The sequence below is a fragment of the Flavonifractor sp. DFI.6.63 genome, assembly GCF_024462255.1.
GTDB lineage: Bacteria > Bacillota > Clostridia > Oscillospirales > Oscillospiraceae > Lawsonibacter_A > Lawsonibacter_A hominis.
The window spans coordinates 18896-37916 of sequence record NZ_JANGBE010000031.1 but is presented as its reverse complement, the minus strand read 5'-3'; the positions used below and the strand labels follow the sequence as shown (position 1 = coordinate 37916).

General features: G+C 62.9%; 16 protein-coding genes and 1 pseudogene. 6 read left to right on the top strand and 11 right to left on the bottom strand.

What is annotated here, in order from left to right:
- Positions 1-132: 132 nt before the first annotated feature.
- Positions 133-318, top strand: a pseudogene (locus NE547_RS14225) (TnpV protein); the annotation flags it as partial.
- Positions 319-445: 127 nt separating this feature from the next.
- The gene (locus NE547_RS14220; protein ID WP_186908103.1) at positions 446-928 is read left to right on the top strand and encodes a GNAT family N-acetyltransferase; all 483 of its coding nucleotides are present in this window, start codon (positions 446-448) and stop codon (positions 926-928) included.
- Positions 929-1309: 381 nt separating this feature from the next.
- Here the strand turns inward: NE547_RS14220 and rsmI are convergent, their stop codons facing one another.
- The 9 genes from rsmI to murI form a co-directional block, all read right to left on the bottom strand.
- Positions 1310-2140 carry a 16S rRNA (cytidine(1402)-2'-O)-methyltransferase gene (gene rsmI, locus NE547_RS14215; protein ID WP_256176227.1) on the bottom strand — a complete coding sequence of 277 codons (831 nt, stop codon included), beginning with the start codon at positions 2138-2140 and terminating at the stop codon, positions 1310-1312.
- A 5-nt stretch (positions 2141-2145) separates the two neighbouring features.
- The gene (locus NE547_RS14210) at positions 2146-2778 is read right to left on the bottom strand and encodes a tRNA1(Val) (adenine(37)-N6)-methyltransferase (protein ID WP_256176233.1); all 633 of its coding nucleotides are present in this window, start codon (positions 2776-2778) and stop codon (positions 2146-2148) included.
- A gap of 5 nt (positions 2779-2783) precedes the next feature.
- Positions 2784-3401, bottom strand: a complete 618-nt coding sequence (locus tag NE547_RS14205; protein WP_256176226.1) for a CoA pyrophosphatase — start codon at positions 3399-3401, stop codon at positions 2784-2786.
- A gap of 299 nt (positions 3402-3700) precedes the next feature.
- Complete coding sequence (gene nrdG, locus NE547_RS14200) at positions 3701-4228, bottom strand: anaerobic ribonucleoside-triphosphate reductase activating protein (RefSeq protein WP_186908098.1); 528 nt, start codon at positions 4226-4228, stop codon at positions 3701-3703.
- A gap of 53 nt (positions 4229-4281) precedes the next feature.
- Positions 4282-6603: an anaerobic ribonucleoside triphosphate reductase gene (locus NE547_RS14195; RefSeq protein WP_186908097.1), complete on the bottom strand. Its 2322-nt coding sequence runs from the start codon at positions 6601-6603 to the stop codon at positions 4282-4284.
- Between the two features lie 265 nt (positions 6604-6868).
- Positions 6869-8140: a homocysteine S-methyltransferase family protein gene (locus NE547_RS14190; RefSeq protein WP_256176225.1), complete on the bottom strand. Its 1272-nt coding sequence runs from the start codon at positions 8138-8140 to the stop codon at positions 6869-6871.
- Positions 8141-8211: 71 nt separating this feature from the next.
- A complete protein-coding gene (argS, locus tag NE547_RS14185; RefSeq protein WP_186908096.1) occupies positions 8212-9960 on the bottom strand; it encodes an arginine--tRNA ligase in 1749 nt (582 codons plus the stop codon).
- A gap of 140 nt (positions 9961-10100) precedes the next feature.
- A complete protein-coding gene (locus NE547_RS14180) occupies positions 10101-10544 on the bottom strand; it encodes a DUF1934 domain-containing protein (RefSeq protein ID WP_186908095.1) in 444 nt (147 codons plus the stop codon).
- Positions 10545-10675: 131 nt separating this feature from the next.
- On the bottom strand, positions 10676-11491 hold the full coding sequence (gene murI, locus NE547_RS14175; protein ID WP_186908094.1) for a glutamate racemase: 816 nt from the start codon (positions 11489-11491) through the stop codon (positions 10676-10678).
- Between the two features lie 343 nt (positions 11492-11834).
- Here murI and NE547_RS14170 point away from each other — a divergent pair, with 343 nt between their 5' ends.
- The gene (locus NE547_RS14170) at positions 11835-12251 is read left to right on the top strand and encodes a hypothetical protein (protein WP_186908093.1); all 417 of its coding nucleotides are present in this window, start codon (positions 11835-11837) and stop codon (positions 12249-12251) included.
- 61 nt (positions 12252-12312) lie between these two features.
- Here the strand turns inward: NE547_RS14170 and NE547_RS14165 are convergent, their stop codons facing one another.
- Positions 12313-13260 carry a hypothetical protein gene (locus NE547_RS14165; RefSeq protein WP_186908092.1) on the bottom strand — a complete coding sequence of 316 codons (948 nt, stop codon included), beginning with the start codon at positions 13258-13260 and terminating at the stop codon, positions 12313-12315.
- A 135-nt stretch (positions 13261-13395) separates the two neighbouring features.
- Here NE547_RS14165 and NE547_RS14160 point away from each other — a divergent pair, with 135 nt between their 5' ends.
- Positions 13396-15603, top strand: a complete 2208-nt coding sequence (locus tag NE547_RS14160) for a Tex family protein (protein WP_186908091.1) — start codon at positions 13396-13398, stop codon at positions 15601-15603.
- A 59-nt stretch (positions 15604-15662) separates the two neighbouring features.
- On the top strand, positions 15663-16043 hold the full coding sequence (locus tag NE547_RS14155) for a metallopeptidase family protein (protein WP_256176224.1): 381 nt from the start codon (positions 15663-15665) through the stop codon (positions 16041-16043).
- A gap of 212 nt (positions 16044-16255) precedes the next feature.
- Here the strand turns inward: NE547_RS14155 and NE547_RS14150 are convergent, their stop codons facing one another.
- Positions 16256-17677 carry a 4Fe-4S dicluster domain-containing protein gene (locus tag NE547_RS14150; RefSeq protein WP_186908089.1) on the bottom strand — a complete coding sequence of 474 codons (1422 nt, stop codon included), beginning with the start codon at positions 17675-17677 and terminating at the stop codon, positions 16256-16258.
- A gap of 243 nt (positions 17678-17920) precedes the next feature.
- Between NE547_RS14150 and NE547_RS14145 the strand changes: the two genes are divergently transcribed.
- Positions 17921-19003: a hypothetical protein gene (locus NE547_RS14145; RefSeq protein WP_256176223.1), complete on the top strand. Its 1083-nt coding sequence runs from the start codon at positions 17921-17923 to the stop codon at positions 19001-19003.
- Positions 19004-19021 lie beyond the last annotated feature (18 nt).

Below are 19021 nucleotides of genomic sequence, written 5' to 3'. Positions count from 1 at the left end.
CCGCCTGGGCAGGGGGCGTTTCCATGCCTTTCCACCTCGTTTACAAAACTTTAAATTATACTCATCGTAATATTTTTAGCTGTGAAATATATCCAAAACAGGAAGCCGCACCATAGGTGGGCATCCATAAGAAAGTATTGCGCCAAAATTGAAGAAGCGGCACGAAACCGTATGGAGTTGATCGTGCCGGATCTCGCGAAGCGAAACGGCGTGACCGAACAACTCAAAGCCGTTAATCAAATAGAATGGGTACGGCAGATGAACGCTTGCAAGGTACAGGCAGAAACGATTGTAAAGTTTGAGCTGATTTATGATTGATACCGAGGATGCCCGGACGAAAAATATTCGGGCGTTTCTTGTGCATATAATCGAATTTTTTACATCTTTCTGATATACTTTATTCAGCGAAAGAGCGAGATGAATTCTGGTTTGTGAGGATGAAAGTATGCTGAGACTGGAGAAAGTTAATGGGAAAAATGTGTGGGACATTCTTAAGTTGAGAGTAGCCAAAGAGCAAGAAAATTTTGTTGCGCATAATGATATAAGTATTATTGAAGCATATACAGCAATAACAGGAAATGGTTATGCCTTCCCTTTCGGAATATATGAGAACGATACGCCGATAGGTTTTTTGATGATTGGATTTGACACAGACGATTATTGGGACGATGCCCCACCAGTGGCCATAGGCAATTACAATCTCTGGCGATTGATGATAGATAGAAAGTATCAAAATAAAGGATATGGAAAGGAAGCACTTGGTCTAGCATTAGATTTCATAAAATCATTACCATGTGGTAAAGCAGAGTACTGTTGGCTATCATATGAACCAGAGAATGATATTGCCCGTTACCTGTACCGCTCATTTGGGTTTGTTGAGACAGGGGAAATGGACGGGGAGGAATTGATTGCTACGCTGAAGTTATAAACGTCAAATTCCAATTTGTTGAACTGTTGAAAAATCCCTTTAGGAACTAAAGAGCGCACTTCTATACTCTCCTATCGGGAGTATCGTGCGTTCTGCGGAGCTTCATTCTCTGTCAGCAGAAAGAAACTGCTTGACCGAGAATGTTGCGTTACTTCGTTCCGTCAAGGTGGCTACACCCCCTTGCGCCGCTAAAGCGGCTATCCCCTGTAGACTTGCCGTCCGCAAACGGGTTTGACAAACCGTTCGCCGCCAGCAAGTTTGAAGAATAGAAATAAAAATAATCCTCCGTATGATCTCAATCATACGGAGGATTAACTGCTTTATGAACACCCGCCTATTCCGTGCGGCTTCCTGTTTTGCTCTTTTGGATGCTGTACGCGGCTATGTTCCGATCGCACGCTCATAAAGTTCGTTCTTGGGCAGCCCCGTCTGCTGCGCCGCCTGCCGTACCGCGTCCCGCAGGGAAAGCCCGGAGGCGCGCAGGGCGCACACCAGGGCAACGCCCTGCTCCATGGGCACCTCAACCGCCCGGCAGGGCTGCGCCCCCTCCAGCACCAGCACGAATTCTCCCCGGGGCGGGTTGGTTTCGTAGAATTCCGCCGCCGCGCCCAGGGTGGTGCGGCGCACCTCCTCATGGAGCTTGGTCAGCTCCCGGCACAGGGTGAGGCGCCGCTCCGGCCCGAACTGCTCCAGCAGGTCGGCCAGGGTGGCACGGAGCTTATGGGGCGCCTCGTAGAAGATCATGGTGCGCTCCTCGTCCCGCAGGGCGGCCAGATGGGCCCGGCGGTTCTTTTTGTTCATGGCCAGAAACCCCTCAAAGGTAAAGCGTCCGGTGGGCAAACCGGACACTGCCAGGGCCGTGATGAGCGCGCAGGGACCCGGAAGGGCCACCACCTCCACCCCTGCCCGGGCGCAGAGAGCCACCAGCTCCTCTCCGGGATCGGATACCGCTGGGGTGCCCGCGTCGGTCACCAGAGCGCAGCTCTCCCCCGCCAGCAGCCGCTCCAGCACGGCCTGTCCCCCCGCCTGCGTATTGTGGCGGTAATAGGATACCATAGGCTTTTTGAGCCCCAAGTGGTTGAGCAGCTTCCGGCTCACCCGGGTATCCTCGGCGGCGATAAAGTCGGCCTGGGCCAGGGTCTCAGCGCAGCGGGGCGAAATATCCCCCAGGTTGCCGATGGGCGTTGGGACCAGATAAAGCGTTCCGGCCATAGGGCTCACCTCTCGTTCAAAATCAGCGTGGGCAGCACGGACAGGCCCGGCCTGCCCTGGCGCACCGCCTCCACCAGCACAGCGGAGGGCGGCTTGTCCCGGTCATGCTGGACCATCTGCAGGCGCTTTGGTTCCAGGCCGCTCTGCCCCAGGGCCTCCATCAGCCCAGCCAGGCGCTCCGGCCGATGGACCAGGGCAAACCGCCCGCCGTTTTTCAGCAGGAAGGCCGCGGCGGCGCACACCTGCGTCAGGGTACAGCACAGCTCCATCCGGGCGCTGCCGCCGCTTTCTCCGCTGCCTGCGGGGAAGTAGGGCGGATTGGAGACCACCAGATCGAAGCGCCCCGCCGGAAACTGCTCCCGGACCCGGCGCAAATCGCCGGTCCGGATGACGCCGGACAGGCCGTTTTCCGCCAGATTGCGCCGGGCCAGCGCGGCGGCTTCCCCGTCCAGCTCCACGCCGGACAGGTCCAGGGAGCTCTCCCGCGCCAGCAGCAGCAGGGGCAGCGCCCCCGCGCCGCAGCCCAGGTCGCACACCCGCCCGCCCCGCCGGAGGGTGGCGAAGCGCCCCAGCAGCAGGGTATCCTGCCCCAGCGGAAAGCCTCCCTGCCGGTACGTAAAGGGCCCCAGGCGCTCCATGCCGCTCACGTGCGCTCCATTCCTTCCAGCAGCCCCCGGACGATGCGCCCGGTCATACCCCAGATGGCCCGCCCCTGCCACAGATAGATGGGCACATCCATACGTCCCCGGTGCCAGCCGTAACGTTTCTGCGCCCCCACCAGCGCATAGGGGAAGTCGTCGCCCACCTGGGGCACCAGTTCATAGGAATACACCCGGGGCGGGTGGTCCCGAAAAAAATCCACAGGCACCAGAAAGGTCTCCTTCACCTCCGCGGGGCTGGGACGCATGGCGTCTACGGCGGCTGGGTCCACCCGGCCCAGCAGGGGGTAGAGCACAAAGCTGCCCTGTCCCGTCTGGTAATCCAGGGGGGCGATCAGTTGCACCGCACTCCGGGGGATCCCCAGCTCCTCCTCCGTCTCCCGCAGGGCACAGCCGGCCGGCTCCTCCTCCGGCTCCATATGTCCTCCCGGGAAGCACACCTCCCCCGGCTGCCGCCCCAGAGTCTCGGCGCGCACCTCAAAGAGCAGACAGGCCTCTCCCGCCCGCTCCACCAGCGGCACCAGCACCGCGTATTCCTTCCGTACCCCCTGGGGACGCGGGGCATGTCCCCGCCAGCGTTCCTCAAACTCCCGAATGGTCATGGCTTCCCTCCCGGCCCGGCAAGCCGTCTGCGTCCGCGGCAGCGCCAGCGGCCGGTGCCCTCCGCATAGCCGCAGATCCGTGGATCGGCCGGCGCTGCATTCCGAAAGCGCGGCGGCCGGGGCGGCCCAAACACCCCCCGTCATTTCCACCGGCGCTTTTCCCGTTTTCCGGCACAGCGCCTTCCGGGGCTGCGCCGGGCCGGGTAAAATAACTTCCATATCTGTCTTCCCTCTTGGCCCTCAACCGTAATTTGTACACGGCTCCAGGGGAAGGGGCGGACGCCTTCGCCGCCGGGCGCTTAGGATTCCGGTACGGTAAAGTGAGACAGCGTGTCCCGCCGCGTCCACGCGACTGCCCGGCCTGCGGCGCGGCTTTTGGGCACGTCGATCAGCCGCTGGTTGCGGCTGCCCCGAAACAGCGCGTCATAGGACTTCTCCGCCAGCCAAAACGGCCCGTCTACCAGCACGTCGGTGGCCGCCAGCAGCTCCAGCCGGGCCGGGTCTCCTTCCGCCAGAAGCTTTTCATAAGTATAACCCGTATAGGTCCATACATTCAAGCCCTTTTCCCGGGCAATTCGGGCCAATGCGGCGCACTCCGCCGCCTGAAGAAAGGGTTCTCCCCCGGAAAGCGTCACCCCGTCGGTCAGGGGATTCGCCAGCATCCGTTCGGCCAGCTCCTCCAGGGAAGCCTCCCTCCCGCCCGCAGGGTCGTGGGTCTCCGGATTGTGGCAGCCGGGACAGCCGTGGGGGCAGCCCTGCGTAAAGACGGTAAAACGCAGGCCGGGCCCGTCCACGATGGAGTCGGATACCGTATTGGCAATGCGCATGCACTCACCTCCGCATTGGTTTGGGGCGGGCCCTTCGGCCCGCCCCCCGTTCTTTATACGCTGTGCTTGACCCGGTCGTGTTCCTCGGCCCGCTTGGCGTTGTTGAAGCGGTCCAGGGTGCCTACCAGATAACCGGTGATGCGCCGGATGCGCTCGAAGGGCACGCCGTCGGCCTCCGTGCGGCCGCAGCCGGGGCACTGATCCCCAATGATACCGGAAAATCCGCATACCGGGTCCCGGTCCACCGGGTGATTGACGCTTCCGTAACCGATGCCGTTTTCCTTCATGCAGCGGATGACCTTCTCAAAGGCCTCCAGGTTTTCCGTGGGATCGCCGTCCATCTCGATATAGCTGATGTGCCCGGCGTTGGTAAGCGCGTGATAGGGCGCCTCGATCCGGATCTTATCGTAGGCGGAGATAGGGAAATACACCGGCACATGGAAGGAGTTGGTGTAATAGTCCCGGTCGGTGACGCCCGGGATCGTTCCGAAGCGGGCCTTGTCCAGTTTGACGAAGCGGCCGGAGAGGCCCTCCGCCGGGGTTGCCAGCAGGGAAAAGTTGAGCCCCCGCTCCGCGCTCTCTTCATCCATCCGGGAGCGCATATGGGAGATGATCTCCAAGCCCAATACCCGGGCCTTCTCGCTCTGGCCATGGTGCTCGCCGGTCAGGCTCTTAAGGGTCTCGGCCAGGCCGATGAAGCCCACGGACAGCGTGCCGTGCCTGAGCACCTGGCGCACCTCGTCGTCCCAGTCCAGCTGGTCGGAATCCAGCCAAACGCCCTGCCCCATGAGGAAGGGGTAGTTGCGCACGTGCTTGCGGCACTGGATCTCAAAACGCTCCAGCAGCTGAGCCACACACAGGTCCAGCATCCGGTCCAGCCCCTCGAAGAACAGGGAAAGATCCCCCTTGGCCTTGATGGCCAGACGCGGCAGGTTGATGGTGGTGAAGCTCAGGTTGCCCCGGCCGTTGCAGATCTCCCGGCTGGGATCGTACACGTTGCCGATGACCCGGGTACGGCAGCCCATGTAGGCGATCTCCGTCTCCGGGCGGCCGGGCTTATAATACTGCAGGTTGAAGGGGGCGTCCAGGAAGGAGAAGTTTGGAAACAGGCGCCTGGCGGAGCAGCGGATGGCCAGCTGGAACAGGTCGTAGTTGGGCTCGCCGGGGTTGTAATTGACCCCTTCCTTCACCCGGAAGATCTGAATGGGGAAAATGGGGGTCTCCCCGCCGCCCAGCCCGGCCTCGGTGGCCAGCATGATGTTTTTCATCACCATGCGCCCCTCCGGGGAGGTATCCATGCCGTAATTGATGGAAGAGAAGGGGGTCTGGGCCCCGGCCCGGGAGTGCATGGTGTTCAGGTTGTGGATCAGGGCCTCCATGGCCTGATAGGTGGCCCGGTCGGTCTCCTTCACCGCCCGGTAGTGGGCAAACTCCTGGGCCTTTTGGATCTCCGCTTCCTCCCCGAACCGGGGCGCCAGCGCCAGACGCTCGGCCGCAAAATAGTCCCCGCAGCCCTCCAGCGTGGGCTGGAGGTCCTGCTTTTCCCCGATGCCCGCGATCACGCCCTTGAGTTCGCTCTCCGGATCCTCCAGCCCGGAGAGCAGCATCAGCGCCCGGGCCAGGTTCTGCCGGTAAAGGCGCACGAAGGTCTTTTTCACCCCGTCGGCCATGCCGTAATCGAAGTTGACCACGCTCTGTCCGCCGTGCTGGTCGTTCTGGTTGGACTGGATGGCGATGCAGCATAGGGCGGCATAGGAGGAGATGTCGTTGGGCTCCCGCAGGGTGCCGTGGCCGGTGGAAAAGCCGCCTTTGAACAGCTTCCGGATGTCGATCTGGCAGCAGGTGGTGGTCAGGGTAAGGAAGTCCAGGTCGTGGATATGGATGTCTCCCTCCCGGTGCGCCCGGGCATGATCCGGGTTGAGCACGAACATATCGTAGAACTGCTTGGCTCCTTCCGAGCCGAACTTGAGCATGCTGCCCATGGCGGTATCCCCGTCGATGTTGGCGTTCTCCCGCTTCAGGTCGGATTCCCTTGCGGCGGAGAACGTGATGTCCTCATAGGTCTTCATCAGGCGGGTGTTCATCTCCCGGGCCCGGCTGCGCTGGTCCCGATACAGGATGTAGGCTTTGGCGGTCTGTACGTAGCCGTTGTCCATCAGCACCCGCTCCACCAGATCCTGGATGTGCTCCACGTCGGGCTGCTGGCACCCCTCCACATCCAGGATGGAGAGCACCTCTTCCGCCAGGCGCTGGGCAGTCTCCTCCTGTCCCGGCTTGTAGGTGGCGTTGAAGGCCTTGGTGATGGCCTGGGCGATCTTTCCCTCATTAAAGTCGGCCAGCCGCCCGTCCCGCTTCCGGATCTTTGTCACTGTCATTTGCAAGCGCATCCTTTCTCCAAGCGTAAAAAACGCCCTTTTTCAGAGCGAAAAGTCCCTTTTCTGCGCAGCACTATATCTTGTGGTCTTTTTTCGATAAGCCGTTTTTATAATACCTTATCTTGCATGTTCCGTCAAGGCAGAAAACAAAAAGCACGTTCCAAAAACCGAACGTGCTTTTTGTTGGTTTCACCCATTTCGGCGTCTGTTCCAATCCCCGCGAAAGGACGAACGGGCGGCGTTTGCGCCGTTTTCAGACCAGGCACTAAAGCAGGACCAATCCATACCGGACGCGCATCTCCTCCAGAAACGCCTCGTCCAGATCACCGGTCCCGTCCCAGAAGGCCCGGCCCTGGTAGAGCCGCAGCGCCTTCTCCAGCAGCTCCGGCACGTCGGAGAACAGGCACAGGGCATCCTTGACCGCATACTGGTTCTCTGCAAAGATATCCAGGTCGTCCTCCTCCAGGATGGCGATCTTCAGCGCTCCCTGCGGGGCCTCCTCCTCCGCCTCCAGGATGTCCTCCATCAGGTCGCTGGTGCATGCGATCGTCTCCCCCACGTCCACATCGGGGGTAATGAAGCGCGCCTCCTTCTCGCTGGCGCAGGGGATCACGTCGGGGTCGTGCCCGACTGCGGGAAACGCTGCAAAATCGATCTCCGCCAGCGCCTCCCGCAAAGCGGCGATGTGTGCGGGCGTGGTGCCGCAGCAGCCGCCGAAGATGCGCACCCCCGCCGCTGCAAACGCGCGGGCATAGGCGGCAAATTCCTCCGGCGGACAGTGGTAGACGACGCCCCCATCCACCCTCTCGGGCAGGCCCGCGTTGGGCTTTGCGATCAGAGGCACTGCGGCGTATGGGGTCAGCCGGCGGATCTGCTCCAGCATCCCCTCCGGCCCGGAGGAGCAGTTGAGGCCGAAGGCGGCCGCCCCCATGCCCTGCAGGATGATCAAAGCCGCCAGCACATCGCTGCCCGAGAGGGTACGCCCGTTCTCATCGCAGGTGAAGGTGACCCACACTGGCTTGTCCGACACGCTTTTACAGGCCAGAACCGCCGCCCGCGCCTCCGGCACGGTCATAGTGGTCTCGATCAGGAACAGATCCACCCCGGCCGCCGCCAGAGCGCGGGCCTGCTGGGCATAGACGTCCACCAGCTCTTCAAAGCTGCTCGCTCCGAACGGCGCCAGCAGCAGGCCCGTCGGAGCCAGATCGCCCGCCACCAGGACGCGGCCGTCCGCGGCCGTCCGGGTCAGTTCCACCAGGCGGCGGTTGTACTCCTCTACCCGGTCCTGGGCGCCGTGCCGCGCCAGGCTCACCCGATTCGCCCCGAAGGTGGGGGCGATCAGCACTTGGCTGCCCGCCTCCACATAGGCCCGCTGGATCTCCAAAAGGGCCTGGGGGTGCTCCAGCACCCACTGCTCCGTACAGACGCCGTTGGGCATGCCGCGCCGGTAAAGCTCGGTACCCGTGGCGCCGTCCATCAGGACCGGCAGGGATAAGGGGATGGTGTCCATAATGATCGCGTTCCTCCATCGTTTCACAAACTGTCCGCCCCAGGCAGGCCTGAGTCAGCTGCAGGAGGCCGGTGCGCGCAGCCTCCCGCTCCGTTTTCCTACATCTTCTCCGGCGCGGCCACGCCAAGCAGCTCCAGGCAGTTGGCAATGACGCTGCGCACGGTATCCGCCAGCTTCAGCCGGGCGCGGAGCACCGCGGGGGCCTCTCCTTTGATATAGCAGGCATTGTAGAAGCGGTGGAACTCCCCCGCCAGCGTAATGAGATAGCGGTTGACATGCACGGGATCATAGTCCCGTGCGGCGAGCCGGATGGTCTCCGGCAGCTGGGAGAGGGTCTTGATGAGCGCGCGCTCCTCCGCTGTGGCAAAGACTGCCGGGTCCACATCGGCCGCGTCGGGCACCGCCGCGCCCTCCTCCTCCAGCCGGGCGATCAGGGAGCAGATACGGGCGTGGGCGTACTGTACGTAGTACACCGGGTTCTCGCTGTCTTCCCGCACCGCCAGGTCCAGGTCAAAGTCCAGGGCGCTGGAGGAGGAGCGGGAGCTGAAGAAAAACCGGGCGGCATCCACGCTGACCTCGTCCAACAGGTCCCGCAGGGCGATGGCCTTGCCGGAGCGCTTGGACATGCGGACAGGCTGGCCGTCCTGGAGCAGATTGACCAGCTGCATCAGCACCACCACCAGCCGGTGCGAACCGTCCAGTCCCAGGCCGTCCAGCGCGGCCTGCAGGCGGGCAACATGGCCGTGGTGATCCGCGCCCCAGATGTTGATGGCCTTGGAGAAGCCGCGCTGCTCCAGCTTATTGCGGTGATAGGCGATGTCGGCGGCGAAATAGGTATAGAAGCCGTTGGCCCGGCGCAGCACGTCGTCCTTCAGGTCCAGCTTGTCCACCTGCTCCCGGCTCTTCCCCTCGGCCAGGTACTTCTGCCTGAGCAGGCCGCTGGTGTCCAGCCAGAGGGCCCCGTCCTTCTCGTAGGTCCAGCCCTTGTCCCGCAGCAGGCCCACCGTCTCCTCCACATAGCCGCTGTTGTGGAGGCTGGACTCCAGGAACCACTCGTCGTACTCGATGTGATAGCGGCGCAGATCCTCCTGCATGCGGGGGATGTTGACAGACAGGCCGTATTCGGCCATGGCCGCCTGGCGCTCCTCCTCGCTCTTGTCCTTCCAGTCCGCACCGTGGGCGTCATAAAAGGCCTGGGCCAGCTCCTTGATATCCTCGCCGCGGTAGCCGTCCTCCGGGAAGGGCACGTTCTCCTCCCCCTGGATCCGCTGCAGATAGCGTGCGTCGATGGACAGGGCGAACTTGTGGATCTGGTTGCCCGCGTCGTTCACGTAAAACTCCCGCCACACGTCGTAGCCCGCCCGCTCCAGCACACTGGCCAGCGCGTCGCCCAGCACGCCGCCCCGGGCGTTGCCGATGTGCATGGGGCCCGTGGGGTTGGCGGAGACGAACTCCACCATGACCGTTTCGCCCTTCCCCTCGTCGATGGCGCCGTACCGCTTTCCCTCCGCCTGAATGTCGCAGAGCACGTCCGCATACCACTTGCTGCCCAGGGTAAAGTTCAGGAAGCCCGGTCCCGCGATCTCCACCTTGTCAAAATAACTGCCGGCCAGATCCAGATGCTCCACGATGGCCTGGGCGATCTGCCGGGGCGCCCTGTGCAGCGCCTTGGCCCCCGCCATGGCAAAGGAGGAGGCGTAATCCCCGTTTTTCACGTCCTTGGGGATCTCGATGGTAGCCTTCACCTGCGCGCCTGCGGGCAGGACGCCCGCCGCCGCCGCTTTTTCGTAGGCGCTCTGGGTCAGGGCATGCACCTGTTCCCGCGCCGCCTGGATCATGTTTGACATCGTCTTCACCTTTTCTTTTATAATACGGCCCGTATCGGGAAACCGGCCCCGGCGCTTGCGCTGCACGCGGCAACTGAATGGCCGCGGCAGCAACGGTTTTGCCCTGCAAAACCGTTGGTTCGAGACCGCCCACGCAAAAATCACTGCTGCAAAATCGGCCGTTTCTCCCTTACGTTGATCTGGAATAAGTTCTGCCCCGCCACCGCGTGGTCGATCTCGATGGCGTAATCGATCTCGATGCTGCCGCCGGACAGGCCGAGCTCCGCATGCATCTTCCGGGTGCTCACCCCCACGGACAGGGACCCGTAGGGCGTGTCGTACAGGGACAGGTGACGCCGTCCCTGCTCAAAGACCATCTGAGAGTTGACCTCCCCGATGCGCAGCAGGGTGATCCGCTCGGGCTCGATCTGGAAGGTGGTCAGGGTACCCTCCAGCCCGGTGAGTTCGCTCTCCTGATAGCTCAGGGTATAGCCCTCCGTTCCATCCGGATCCAGCCGCCCCTCGGTGACCAGCTCGATGGTCTCGTCCTCCATATCCTCATAGGATTGCTTGCCCTTAATGGAAATAATCACGTTGTTTTCCATACGCCGGAGTACCTCAAATCCTCTGGATTGCAAATTGCAAATTATTATACACAAATCCTTTGAAAATGTAAAGAGACGCCCCTCAATCGGCTGGTCAAAAAAGCGGCAAAGCGGCTTTGGGGGCCGTCTCCTCAATAGCGGCCGATCTCCACCTGACCGACGGAATCAGCCACATCCCAGCCCAGGAAGATGGAGGCCAGGCGGGAAAAATCCTCCACCCGGTCGCTGACAAAGTAACGGCAGGCGCCCCTGCCGCGCCCCCCGGCCAGGGCGGAGCGCTCCCGCAGGGTCTCCGCCACGGCCCGCGCCCCCTCGGCCCCTGCGCTGACCAGCGTTACGCCGGGTCCCATATAGTTGCCGATGACGCTCTCCAGAAGCGGGTAATGGGTGCACCCCAAAACCAGCGTATCCACGCCCGCCTGCTTCAGGGGCGCCAAGTACTCCGCGGCCACCGTTTCGATGACGACGTCCCCAGGGGCGAAGCGGCCGTTCTCCACCAGCGGCACAAACAAAGGGCAGGGCTGCGGCAGCACCTGCGTGCCCGGCCGGGCCTGTTCGATGCAGCGCTCATAGGCCCCGCTGCGGATGGACGCCTGGGTGCCGATGAGTCCGATCCTTCCATTTCGTGTGGCCCGGGCCGCCGCCTGGGCGGCCGGAGCCACCACCCCCAGCACCGGCAGCTCATTTTCCGCCGCGAGCACGTCCAGGGCGGTGGTGGATACGGTGCCGCAGGCAATGACGACGGCTTTCAGATCAAACGTGCGCAGAAAGGCCACGTCCTGCCGGGCATATTTGATAATGGTCTCCCGGGACCGGCTGCCGTAGGGCACCCGCCCGGTATCCCCGAAGTACACGATATCTTCCTCCGGCAGCAGGCGGCACAGCTCCCGCACGGTGGTGAGCCCCCCCAGACCGGAATCAAAAACGCCGATTGGCCGTTCGTCCAAGGCGCTCCCTCCCATTCTATGTATCATAAGCAGACACTATCATATGCGAAAACGCGCCGGAAGACAAGGGGCATTTTCACAGTTTCCCAGCCGCTCCTGTTTGACATTTCCCCCAGCGTGATTATAATATAAATTAGGGATGGCCCGCTTCCATCCGCAAGCGCGCTTTGCGCGAAATGTTGCGCCAGGATCAGGCATGGTTTTTCAGGAAAACCGGATGCATTCCAAAAAAGCGCGTCAAACGGATGGCGCCTGCTTTCCGCAAAGCGCCGCAGGCGCATGGAATCAGCGTTTCCCCAGGGCAACCCCATACCGTCATTGCAGCGAGGAGGTTACGTGCATCATGAAGCTGGAACTGACGACCAAGCAATTCCGCCGCCTGCTGGATATGGTCTATATCGGCAACTGGATCTTAAACTCCACCCGCGGTGAGGACCGCTTTCAGGATTACGACAAAGTGGAAAGCCTGCTCTTTTCCAAAGCCCGCGCGGAGGGCATGGGTGCGCTGGCCGAGGTCTGGAACGGCGAGGTGATCCCCTCCCGCGCCTTTGCCGAGGGCGGCATCCATGAGGCCATCATGGAATATGAAAACAATGTGTTCTTCGACATCCTGGCGGAGGACCTGGCCCGCCGGGATATGGACGACGCCCCCATCGACGAGAGCAATTACGACGAGCTCAACCGCCGTATCGACGCCTATATCGCGGAATTTGAGGAACACGGCACCGATAATATCCTGGTGGACAGCGACAGCCTGTAAACGCGCCGCGCCCCCGGGGACCGCTTTGCGGTCCCCGGGGGCGCGGTCCTTTCCCGGCGGCTTATGCCTGCTCCACCAGTTCTTCCCGCCGGCGTTCCAGCTCCTGTACCTGCCGCTCCAGATCGCCGCGCAGCTGCCGCAGGCCGTCCAGCGCCTGCTCCACCCGGTCTGCGGCGTCTTCCACGTTGGCCTGGGCGTCGTGGATGCCGGACTGCACCGCCCAGTCGGCAAACAGGCCGTCGAAGAAATAGTCGGCGAAGGTGGCGAATTCCCCGATCTGTATCTGGGGCACATCTTCCACGCGCACGTCGGCCAGCTCCGCGCGGAACCGGCACAGCGCCTGCTGCGCCTGGTCGATCCCGGCGCGGGCCTCGTCGATATGCTCATGCTTGGCCATGGTCACAAACAATCCTCCGCCCAGCATATCCCAGGTGCCCAGGCCCTCGGCATCGTCCAGCTCCGCGCGCACGAAGGACAGGGCGCTGCCTGCCTGCTGCCCTGCGGAAAGGGCCTCGTCCACCTCCCGCAGCCGGCGGAGCAGGGGCGCAAGCTGCCCGTCCAGTCCGGACAGCTGTGCGCCCACAGCGCCTCCCATACCGCGCAGCAGGGCCTCCTTCTCCTTACGCAGCCGCTCCAGCTCCCCCGCCGGGTCCTCCAGCGTCTCCCGCTGCCCCAGCAGGGCGCGGAGCTGATCGTCGATGTACTCCAGATCCCGGCGGGCCTGGTCATAGCGCACAGCGGCCTCCAGCTCCTCCCGCCGCTCCCGGGAGAGCCGCTCCTCCTTCTCCCCGGAGAGGGCTGCCAAAAAGGATTTAAGCCCGCGTTTTTCCAGCGCCTCCACGTCGGCGCGCTCCTTTGCCAGGATGCCGGCGCACTCCTGCTCCTTCTCCTTGCGCTCCCGGCGCTGGGCGCGCAGATCGTCGATCCGGCGGTCCAGCCGCTCCCGGCGCTCCCGCGCCTCCTCCAGACGCTTCCACTCCTCGTTGATCTGCTGTAAACGCGCTTGCATACTCATTTCTCCTTTCGCCATCGGTTGACGATCTCTATTTTACAGGCCGGCCGGCAAATGTGCAACGGATTTGCTGGACTTCGCCGCCGGTTTATCGTAAAATATGGATTACGATCAAGCAGAAGGAGCATCCCAATGGAAACTATCGTATCGATTCTGGCCCGGGAACTGGGCCGGAGCGAGACGCACGTACAAAACGTCGTCGCCCTCATCGACGAGGGCAATACCATCCCCTTTATCGCCCGCTACCGCAAGGAACTTCACGGCGCCATGGACGACACCGCCCTGCGCGCCCTGGCCGACCGGCTGCATTATCTGCGCAATCTGGACGCACGGCGCAGCGAGGTCAAAAACGCCATCGAGGGGCAGGGCAGGCTGACCGCGGAGCTGTCCGCCGCCATCGACGCCGCCGCCACCCTGGCGGAGGTGGAGGACCTGTACCGCCCCTACAAGCCCAAGCGGCGCACCCGGGCCGCCATCGCAAGGGAAAAGGGGCTGGAGCCGCTGGCCGAGCTGCTGTTCGCCCAGGCGCGGGACTGCCCCCCGCCGGAACAAGCCGCCGCAGGCTTCCTGGATGCCGAAAAAGGCGTAACCACCGTGGAGGAGGCGCTCCAGGGGGCCGGCGATATCATTGCCGAGCGCATCTCCGACGACGCGGGCCTGCGCAAGACGCTGCGGGAGCTCTGGCAACGCAAGGCTTGTCTGGTCTCCTCCGCCGCGGAGCCGGATCCGGAGGACACGGTCTACCGGCTGTACTACGACTTCAAGGCGCCCGTGGAGCGCGTCCTGGGCCATCAGGTGCTGGCCGTCAACCGGGGCGAACGGGAGGCGGTCCTGAAGGTCTCGGTGGATATGGACCGGGAGGCCGCCCTCATCGCCGTGCGCCGGGCCGTGCTGGTACCCGGCGCGCCCTCCATGGCGTTTGTCCGCGCCGCCGCGGAGGACGCCTACGACCGGCTCATCGCCCCCAGTGTGGAGCGGGAGGTGCGCGGCAGGCTCACCGACGCGGCCAACGAGGGCGCCATCCGCAACTTTGCCCTGAACCTGAAGCCCCTGCTCATGCAGCCCCCCGTCCGCGGCCGGGTGACCATGGGGCTGGATCCCGGCTACCGCAACGGCTGCAAGGTGGCGGTGGTGGACAAGACCGGTAAGGTACTGGACACGGCGGTCGTCTACCCCACCTTTAACGAGCGGAAAAAGCAGGAGGCCATCGACGTGCTCTCCCGCCTGATCCGCAAACACGGCGTGGAGCATATCGCCATCGGCAACGGCACCGCCAGCCGGGAGACCGAGCAGATGACGGTAGAGCTGATCCGCCAGGTGGGCGGCGGGGTCAGCTACATGATCGTCAATGAGGCGGGCGCCAGTGTGTATTCCGCCTCCAAGCTGGCCGCAGAGGAGTTTCCGGAATACGACGTAAATCTGAGAAGCGCCGTCTCCATCGCCCGCCGTCTTCAGGACCCGCTGGCGGAACTGGTGAAGATCGACCCCAAGTCCATCGGTGTGGGGCAGTATCAGCACGACATGCCCCAGGCCAGGCTGGATGAGGCCCTCTCCGGCGTGGTGGAGGACTGCGTCAACGCCGTGGGCGTGGATCTCAACACTGCCTCCGCCCCCCTGCTGACCCGGGTGGCCGGTCTGAATGCCGCCACGGCCAAAAACATTGTCAGGTACCGGGAAGAAAACGGGAGCTTCACCACCCGGAAGCAGGTCCTGAAGGTACCCAAGCTGGGCCCCAAGGCGTTCGAGCAGTGCGCGGGTTTTCTGCGGGTACCGGAGTCCAAGTCCGTTCTGGACCATACCGGCGTCCATCCGGAGAGCTGCGACGCCGCCCAAAAGCTGCTGGCACTGTGCGGCTATACCCTGGCCGACGTGCAGGCGGGCCGTCTGCTCCAGCTGCGGGAGCGGCTGAAGGAATATGGAGAAGCCGCCGCCGCCGCGGAGTGCGGCGTGGGGCTGCCCACCCTGCGGGACATCGTGGGCGAGCTGCTCAAGCCCGGCCGGGACCCCCGGGACGAGCTCCCCAAGCCCATCCTGCGCACCGACGTACTGGAACTGAAGGACCTGAAGCCCGGCATGGAGCTCACCGGCACCGTGCGCAATGTCATCGACTTCGGCGTGTTCGTGGACATCGGCGTCCATCAGGACGGGCTGGTCCACATCAGCCAGCTGTCCGGACGGCGGGTGCGCCACCCCTCCGAGCTTCTTTGCGTGGGCGATATCGTAACGGTCTGGGTGCTGGAGGCAGACGAGAAGAAGAAGCGCATCTCCCTGACGATGAAACCGCCGGCGGGCGGGCCGGAGGTCTCCGGCGCGGCCTCGTCGGACGGCCGGGCGGTATGAGCCGGGAGCGCACGGCCGGGCAGCGCAGACGCGCAGCGGACGCTTGAGGAGGGGGCCCTATGCTTTTGAGTTTTGATCTGGTCGGCGAGATCCTGGATAAACTGGCGGAGGCTTTCCCGCCGGAATTCTACCAGGATCTGAACGGGGGCATTTCGCTGCTGCCCGAGTGCAAGGAGGATCCGGAGGCCCCTCCGGGGGAGCTGTATGTTCTGGGCGAGTACTGCAGCGATCAGATGGGGCGGTATATCAACCTCTATTACGGCTCCTTCGCCGCCCTGGCCCGCCGGGAGGGCTGGACGGAGGAAGACTGGGAGGAGGAGCTCTACGCCACCTTGGCCCATGAGTTTACCCACCACATCGAGGGCCTGGCCGGAGAGCGCGGCCTGGAACTCAAGGATGCGCAATTTATGGAGGATTTCCGGGTGCGGAATGGGGAATAGCGGGCGTGTTCACCCCGCTCCTTCCAGGGCGGCACAGCGTTCGAACGCTATGCCGCCCTATTTGTAAGCGAAAACCACCGGCTGTGCCGGTGGTTTTCGCTTACAAATAGGGGATGGAGCGCCGTGCGCGGCGCTCCATCCCCTTTTGCGATCCCTTTTGCTCCCGGTCAATGGCTCGAACCTCGATGCTGCCGCAGTCCCTGCGGCTTTTTTTACGTTCCCTGCGCCGCTTCCACAGCGTTTTGGATGGTGCGCCCCTCGGCCTGCCTGGCATGGCGCTCCACGTCTCCCTGGTTGCGGGGACTGCGGATCAGCTGGGCGGGCCCCTGGACGCAGCCGCCCTCACAGCCCATGCCCTCGATAAAGTTGAAGTCTCCCACACCCTTCGCCGCTTTCAGGAACGCCAGCTTGCAGGCCTCAAACCCGCTGCATGGGTTGGCCTTCAGGGCAAAATCGCTGCCCTGTTCCTTCAGCGCTTCCGCCACGGCGGCGGCCACGCCGCCGCTGCGGGCGAAGGTACGTCCGTACCCGCTGGCCTGGTCCAGTTCGGTGTCTTCCAGCTGGGCTACGTCGAGCCCCCTGGACTCAAACAGGGCATAGAGTTCCTCAAAGGTCAGCACGCAGTCCACCGCGCCCATGGTCTTGCCCAGACGGAACTCCTTCTTCTTGGCCACGCAGGGACCGATGAAGACCACTTTTCCGCCGGGGTCCCTCTGCTTGATGTAACGGGCCGCCATCACCATAGGCGACGGGGTCTCGGAGATCAGATGCGCCTGCTCGGGGAAGTTCTTCTCCACATAGTCCACAAAAGCCGGACAGCAGGAGGAGGCCAGCATCCCCTTTTCCGTCAGCTCCTGCGCCTCGCGCCTGGCGGTCATATCCGCCCCCAGCGCCACCTCCACCACATCGTGGAAGCCCAGCAGCTTCAGTCCCGTGACCACCTGACTCAGGTCGGCGGGCGCAAACTGCCCGGCGATGGAAGGCGCGACGGCGGCGTATACCCGGTAATTCCACTTATCCGCACCCTTGAGCATCTCCACTGCGTCCACGAGGAAGGATTTATCCATAATGGCGCCAAAGGGGCACTGGTACACACAGGCGCCGCAGGAGGTGCACTTTGCCGGGTCCACGAACGCCTTTTTGTCCTCGCCCATGGAAATCGCCCCGGCTTTGCAGCCGCGTTCACAGGGGCGCTGGTTCTTCTCAATGGCGCCGTAGGGGCAGGCGGTCAGGCACTTGCCGCAGGTGATGCATTTGCTGTGGTCGATCACCGCCCGGTGATTGACGATGGAGATGGCGTCCTTCGGGCAGGTGTGGACGCAGCGGGTGGCGATGCACCCCCGGCAGGCGGGTCCCACGGCGATTTGGGTGACCGGGCATTCGTCACAGGCGATGGGCAGCACCTCCACCAGGTTGGGATTGCCCTTGTCGCCCCCCATGGCCAGCTTGACCCGCTGGGAGATGATGGCCCGCTCTTTATAAATACAGCAGCGCATCTTGGCCTCCGGGCCGGGGATGATCTGCTCCGGGATATCCAGGATGCCCGTCTGGAGATCGTCCTCCCAGGCCAGCTTGGCAACCGACCGAAGCACATCGTTCTTCAATTCCTGTACGCTGGTTTCAAACACCCGCATGACGATTCCCTCTTTCCAAAACGCGGAATTATTTCGTTAATTTTTTCACATTCTTATCATACCCGCTGGACCCACATCCTGTCAATCCGTAATCCTTCCCTGTGTTTGCAGGATTTTGCAGTCCCTTTTCGAAAACGCGCGGGTTTATACCGGGCGGTTCTCTATCCGGCGCCAGCGCTCCGCACCCCTGCCTGCCCCCCCGCATACCTTGGAGTGAGAAATTGATAACTTGGAGGTCATCTTATGCAGGCCCAACCTCAGGTCCGGTTCTTTTTGGGTGCAAATTCCCCTGGCGGCTTTTATTCTTTGTACGATCAGCTCATCGACCCCGCCCAGGCGGAGGAGATCTACATACTCAAGGGAGGGCCCGGCTGCGGCAAATCCTCCCTGATGCACCGGGTCGCGGAAGCCGTTGAAGCGCATGGCCTTTCCGTGGAGTATATCGACTGCTCCGGCGACCCCGATTCTCTGGACGCCATCGTGATCCCACAGCTGAAAACCGCCCTGGTGGACGGCACCGCCCCCCATGTGGTAGAGCCCAGATTTCCCGGCGCGGTAGAATGTTATGTCAATCTCGGGGACTATTACGATCATGACGCGCTGCGGCAGGTCAAGGGTGAGATCATCTCCTGTATGAAAGGCTATAAGGGATGCTACCAGCGGGCCTACCGCTGCCTCACCGCCGCCGCACAGATCGGGGAAGACATGCGTTCCCTGCTCTGCACGCAGGCGCTGGAGGAAAAAATGGCAAAGCGGGCCCGCGGCATTCTCAGCCGCGAGGTCCGAAAGGCCGGCAGCGACTCCGGCCGGCCGGTGCAGCGGTTCCTCGGCGGCGTCACCTGGAAGGGAGAACTGTGTCAGTTCAGCACAGCCGATTTGTTATGTAAACGAATCTACGAGCTTTCCGATCCCTATGGCCTGGCCCACGGCATGCTTACGCACCTGGCCCACGGGGCCATGGCCGCAGGGCACGATGTGATCGTCTGCCCATCCCCCATGTTCCCCGACCAGATGGAGCATCTGCTCATTCCCTCTCTTTCCCTCGGTTTCGTCTCCTCCACCCCTGCGCTGCCCTACGAAAAGCGGCCCTACCGCCGCCTGCGGCTGGACGCCATGGCCGACTCCGAACTGCTGCGCCGGAACAAGCCCCGGCTGAAATTCTCCCGCAAAGTGTCCGCCGCCCTGCTGGAAGAGGCGGTGGAATCCCTGGCGCAGGCCAAAGCCATGCACGACGACCTGGAGGCCGTCTACAACCCTCGCGTGGACTTTGAAGGAGTCTACCGCACCGCCGATCAGATCGCCGGAACGCTGCTCGCCCGCCTGTAAAAAACGTCCCGCCCGGAG

Bases quoted from the DNA above. Each gene is read 5' to 3' on its own strand.
- NE547_RS14220 (WP_186908103.1), top strand. From the start codon at position 446: ATGCTGAGACTGGAGAAAGTTAATGGGAAAAATGTGTGGGACATTCTT.
- rsmI (WP_256176227.1), bottom strand. From the start codon at position 2,140: ATGGCCGGAACGCTTTATCTGGTCCCAACGCCCATCGGCAACCTGGGG.
- NE547_RS14210 (WP_256176233.1), bottom strand. From the start codon at position 2,778: ATGGAGCGCCTGGGGCCCTTTACGTACCGGCAGGGAGGCTTTCCGCTG.
- NE547_RS14205 (WP_256176226.1), bottom strand. From the start codon at position 3,401: ATGACCATTCGGGAGTTTGAGGAACGCTGGCGGGGACATGCCCCGCGT.
- nrdG (WP_186908098.1), bottom strand. From the start codon at position 4,228: ATGCGCATTGCCAATACGGTATCCGACTCCATCGTGGACGGGCCCGGC.
- NE547_RS14195 (WP_186908097.1), bottom strand. From the start codon at position 6,603: ATGACAGTGACAAAGATCCGGAAGCGGGACGGGCGGCTGGCCGACTTT.
- argS (WP_186908096.1), bottom strand. From the start codon at position 9,960: ATGTCAAACATGATCCAGGCGGCGCGGGAACAGGTGCATGCCCTGACC.
- NE547_RS14180 (WP_186908095.1), bottom strand. From the start codon at position 10,544: ATGGAAAACAACGTGATTATTTCCATTAAGGGCAAGCAATCCTATGAG.
- NE547_RS14170 (WP_186908093.1), top strand. From the start codon at position 11,835: ATGAAGCTGGAACTGACGACCAAGCAATTCCGCCGCCTGCTGGATATG.
- NE547_RS14165 (WP_186908092.1), bottom strand. From the start codon at position 13,260: ATGCAAGCGCGTTTACAGCAGATCAACGAGGAGTGGAAGCGTCTGGAG.
- NE547_RS14160 (WP_186908091.1), top strand. From the start codon at position 13,396: ATGGAAACTATCGTATCGATTCTGGCCCGGGAACTGGGCCGGAGCGAG.
- NE547_RS14155 (WP_256176224.1), top strand. From the start codon at position 15,663: ATGCTTTTGAGTTTTGATCTGGTCGGCGAGATCCTGGATAAACTGGCG.
- NE547_RS14150 (WP_186908089.1), bottom strand. From the start codon at position 17,677: ATGCGGGTGTTTGAAACCAGCGTACAGGAATTGAAGAACGATGTGCTT.
- NE547_RS14145 (WP_256176223.1), top strand. From the start codon at position 17,921: ATGCAGGCCCAACCTCAGGTCCGGTTCTTTTTGGGTGCAAATTCCCCT.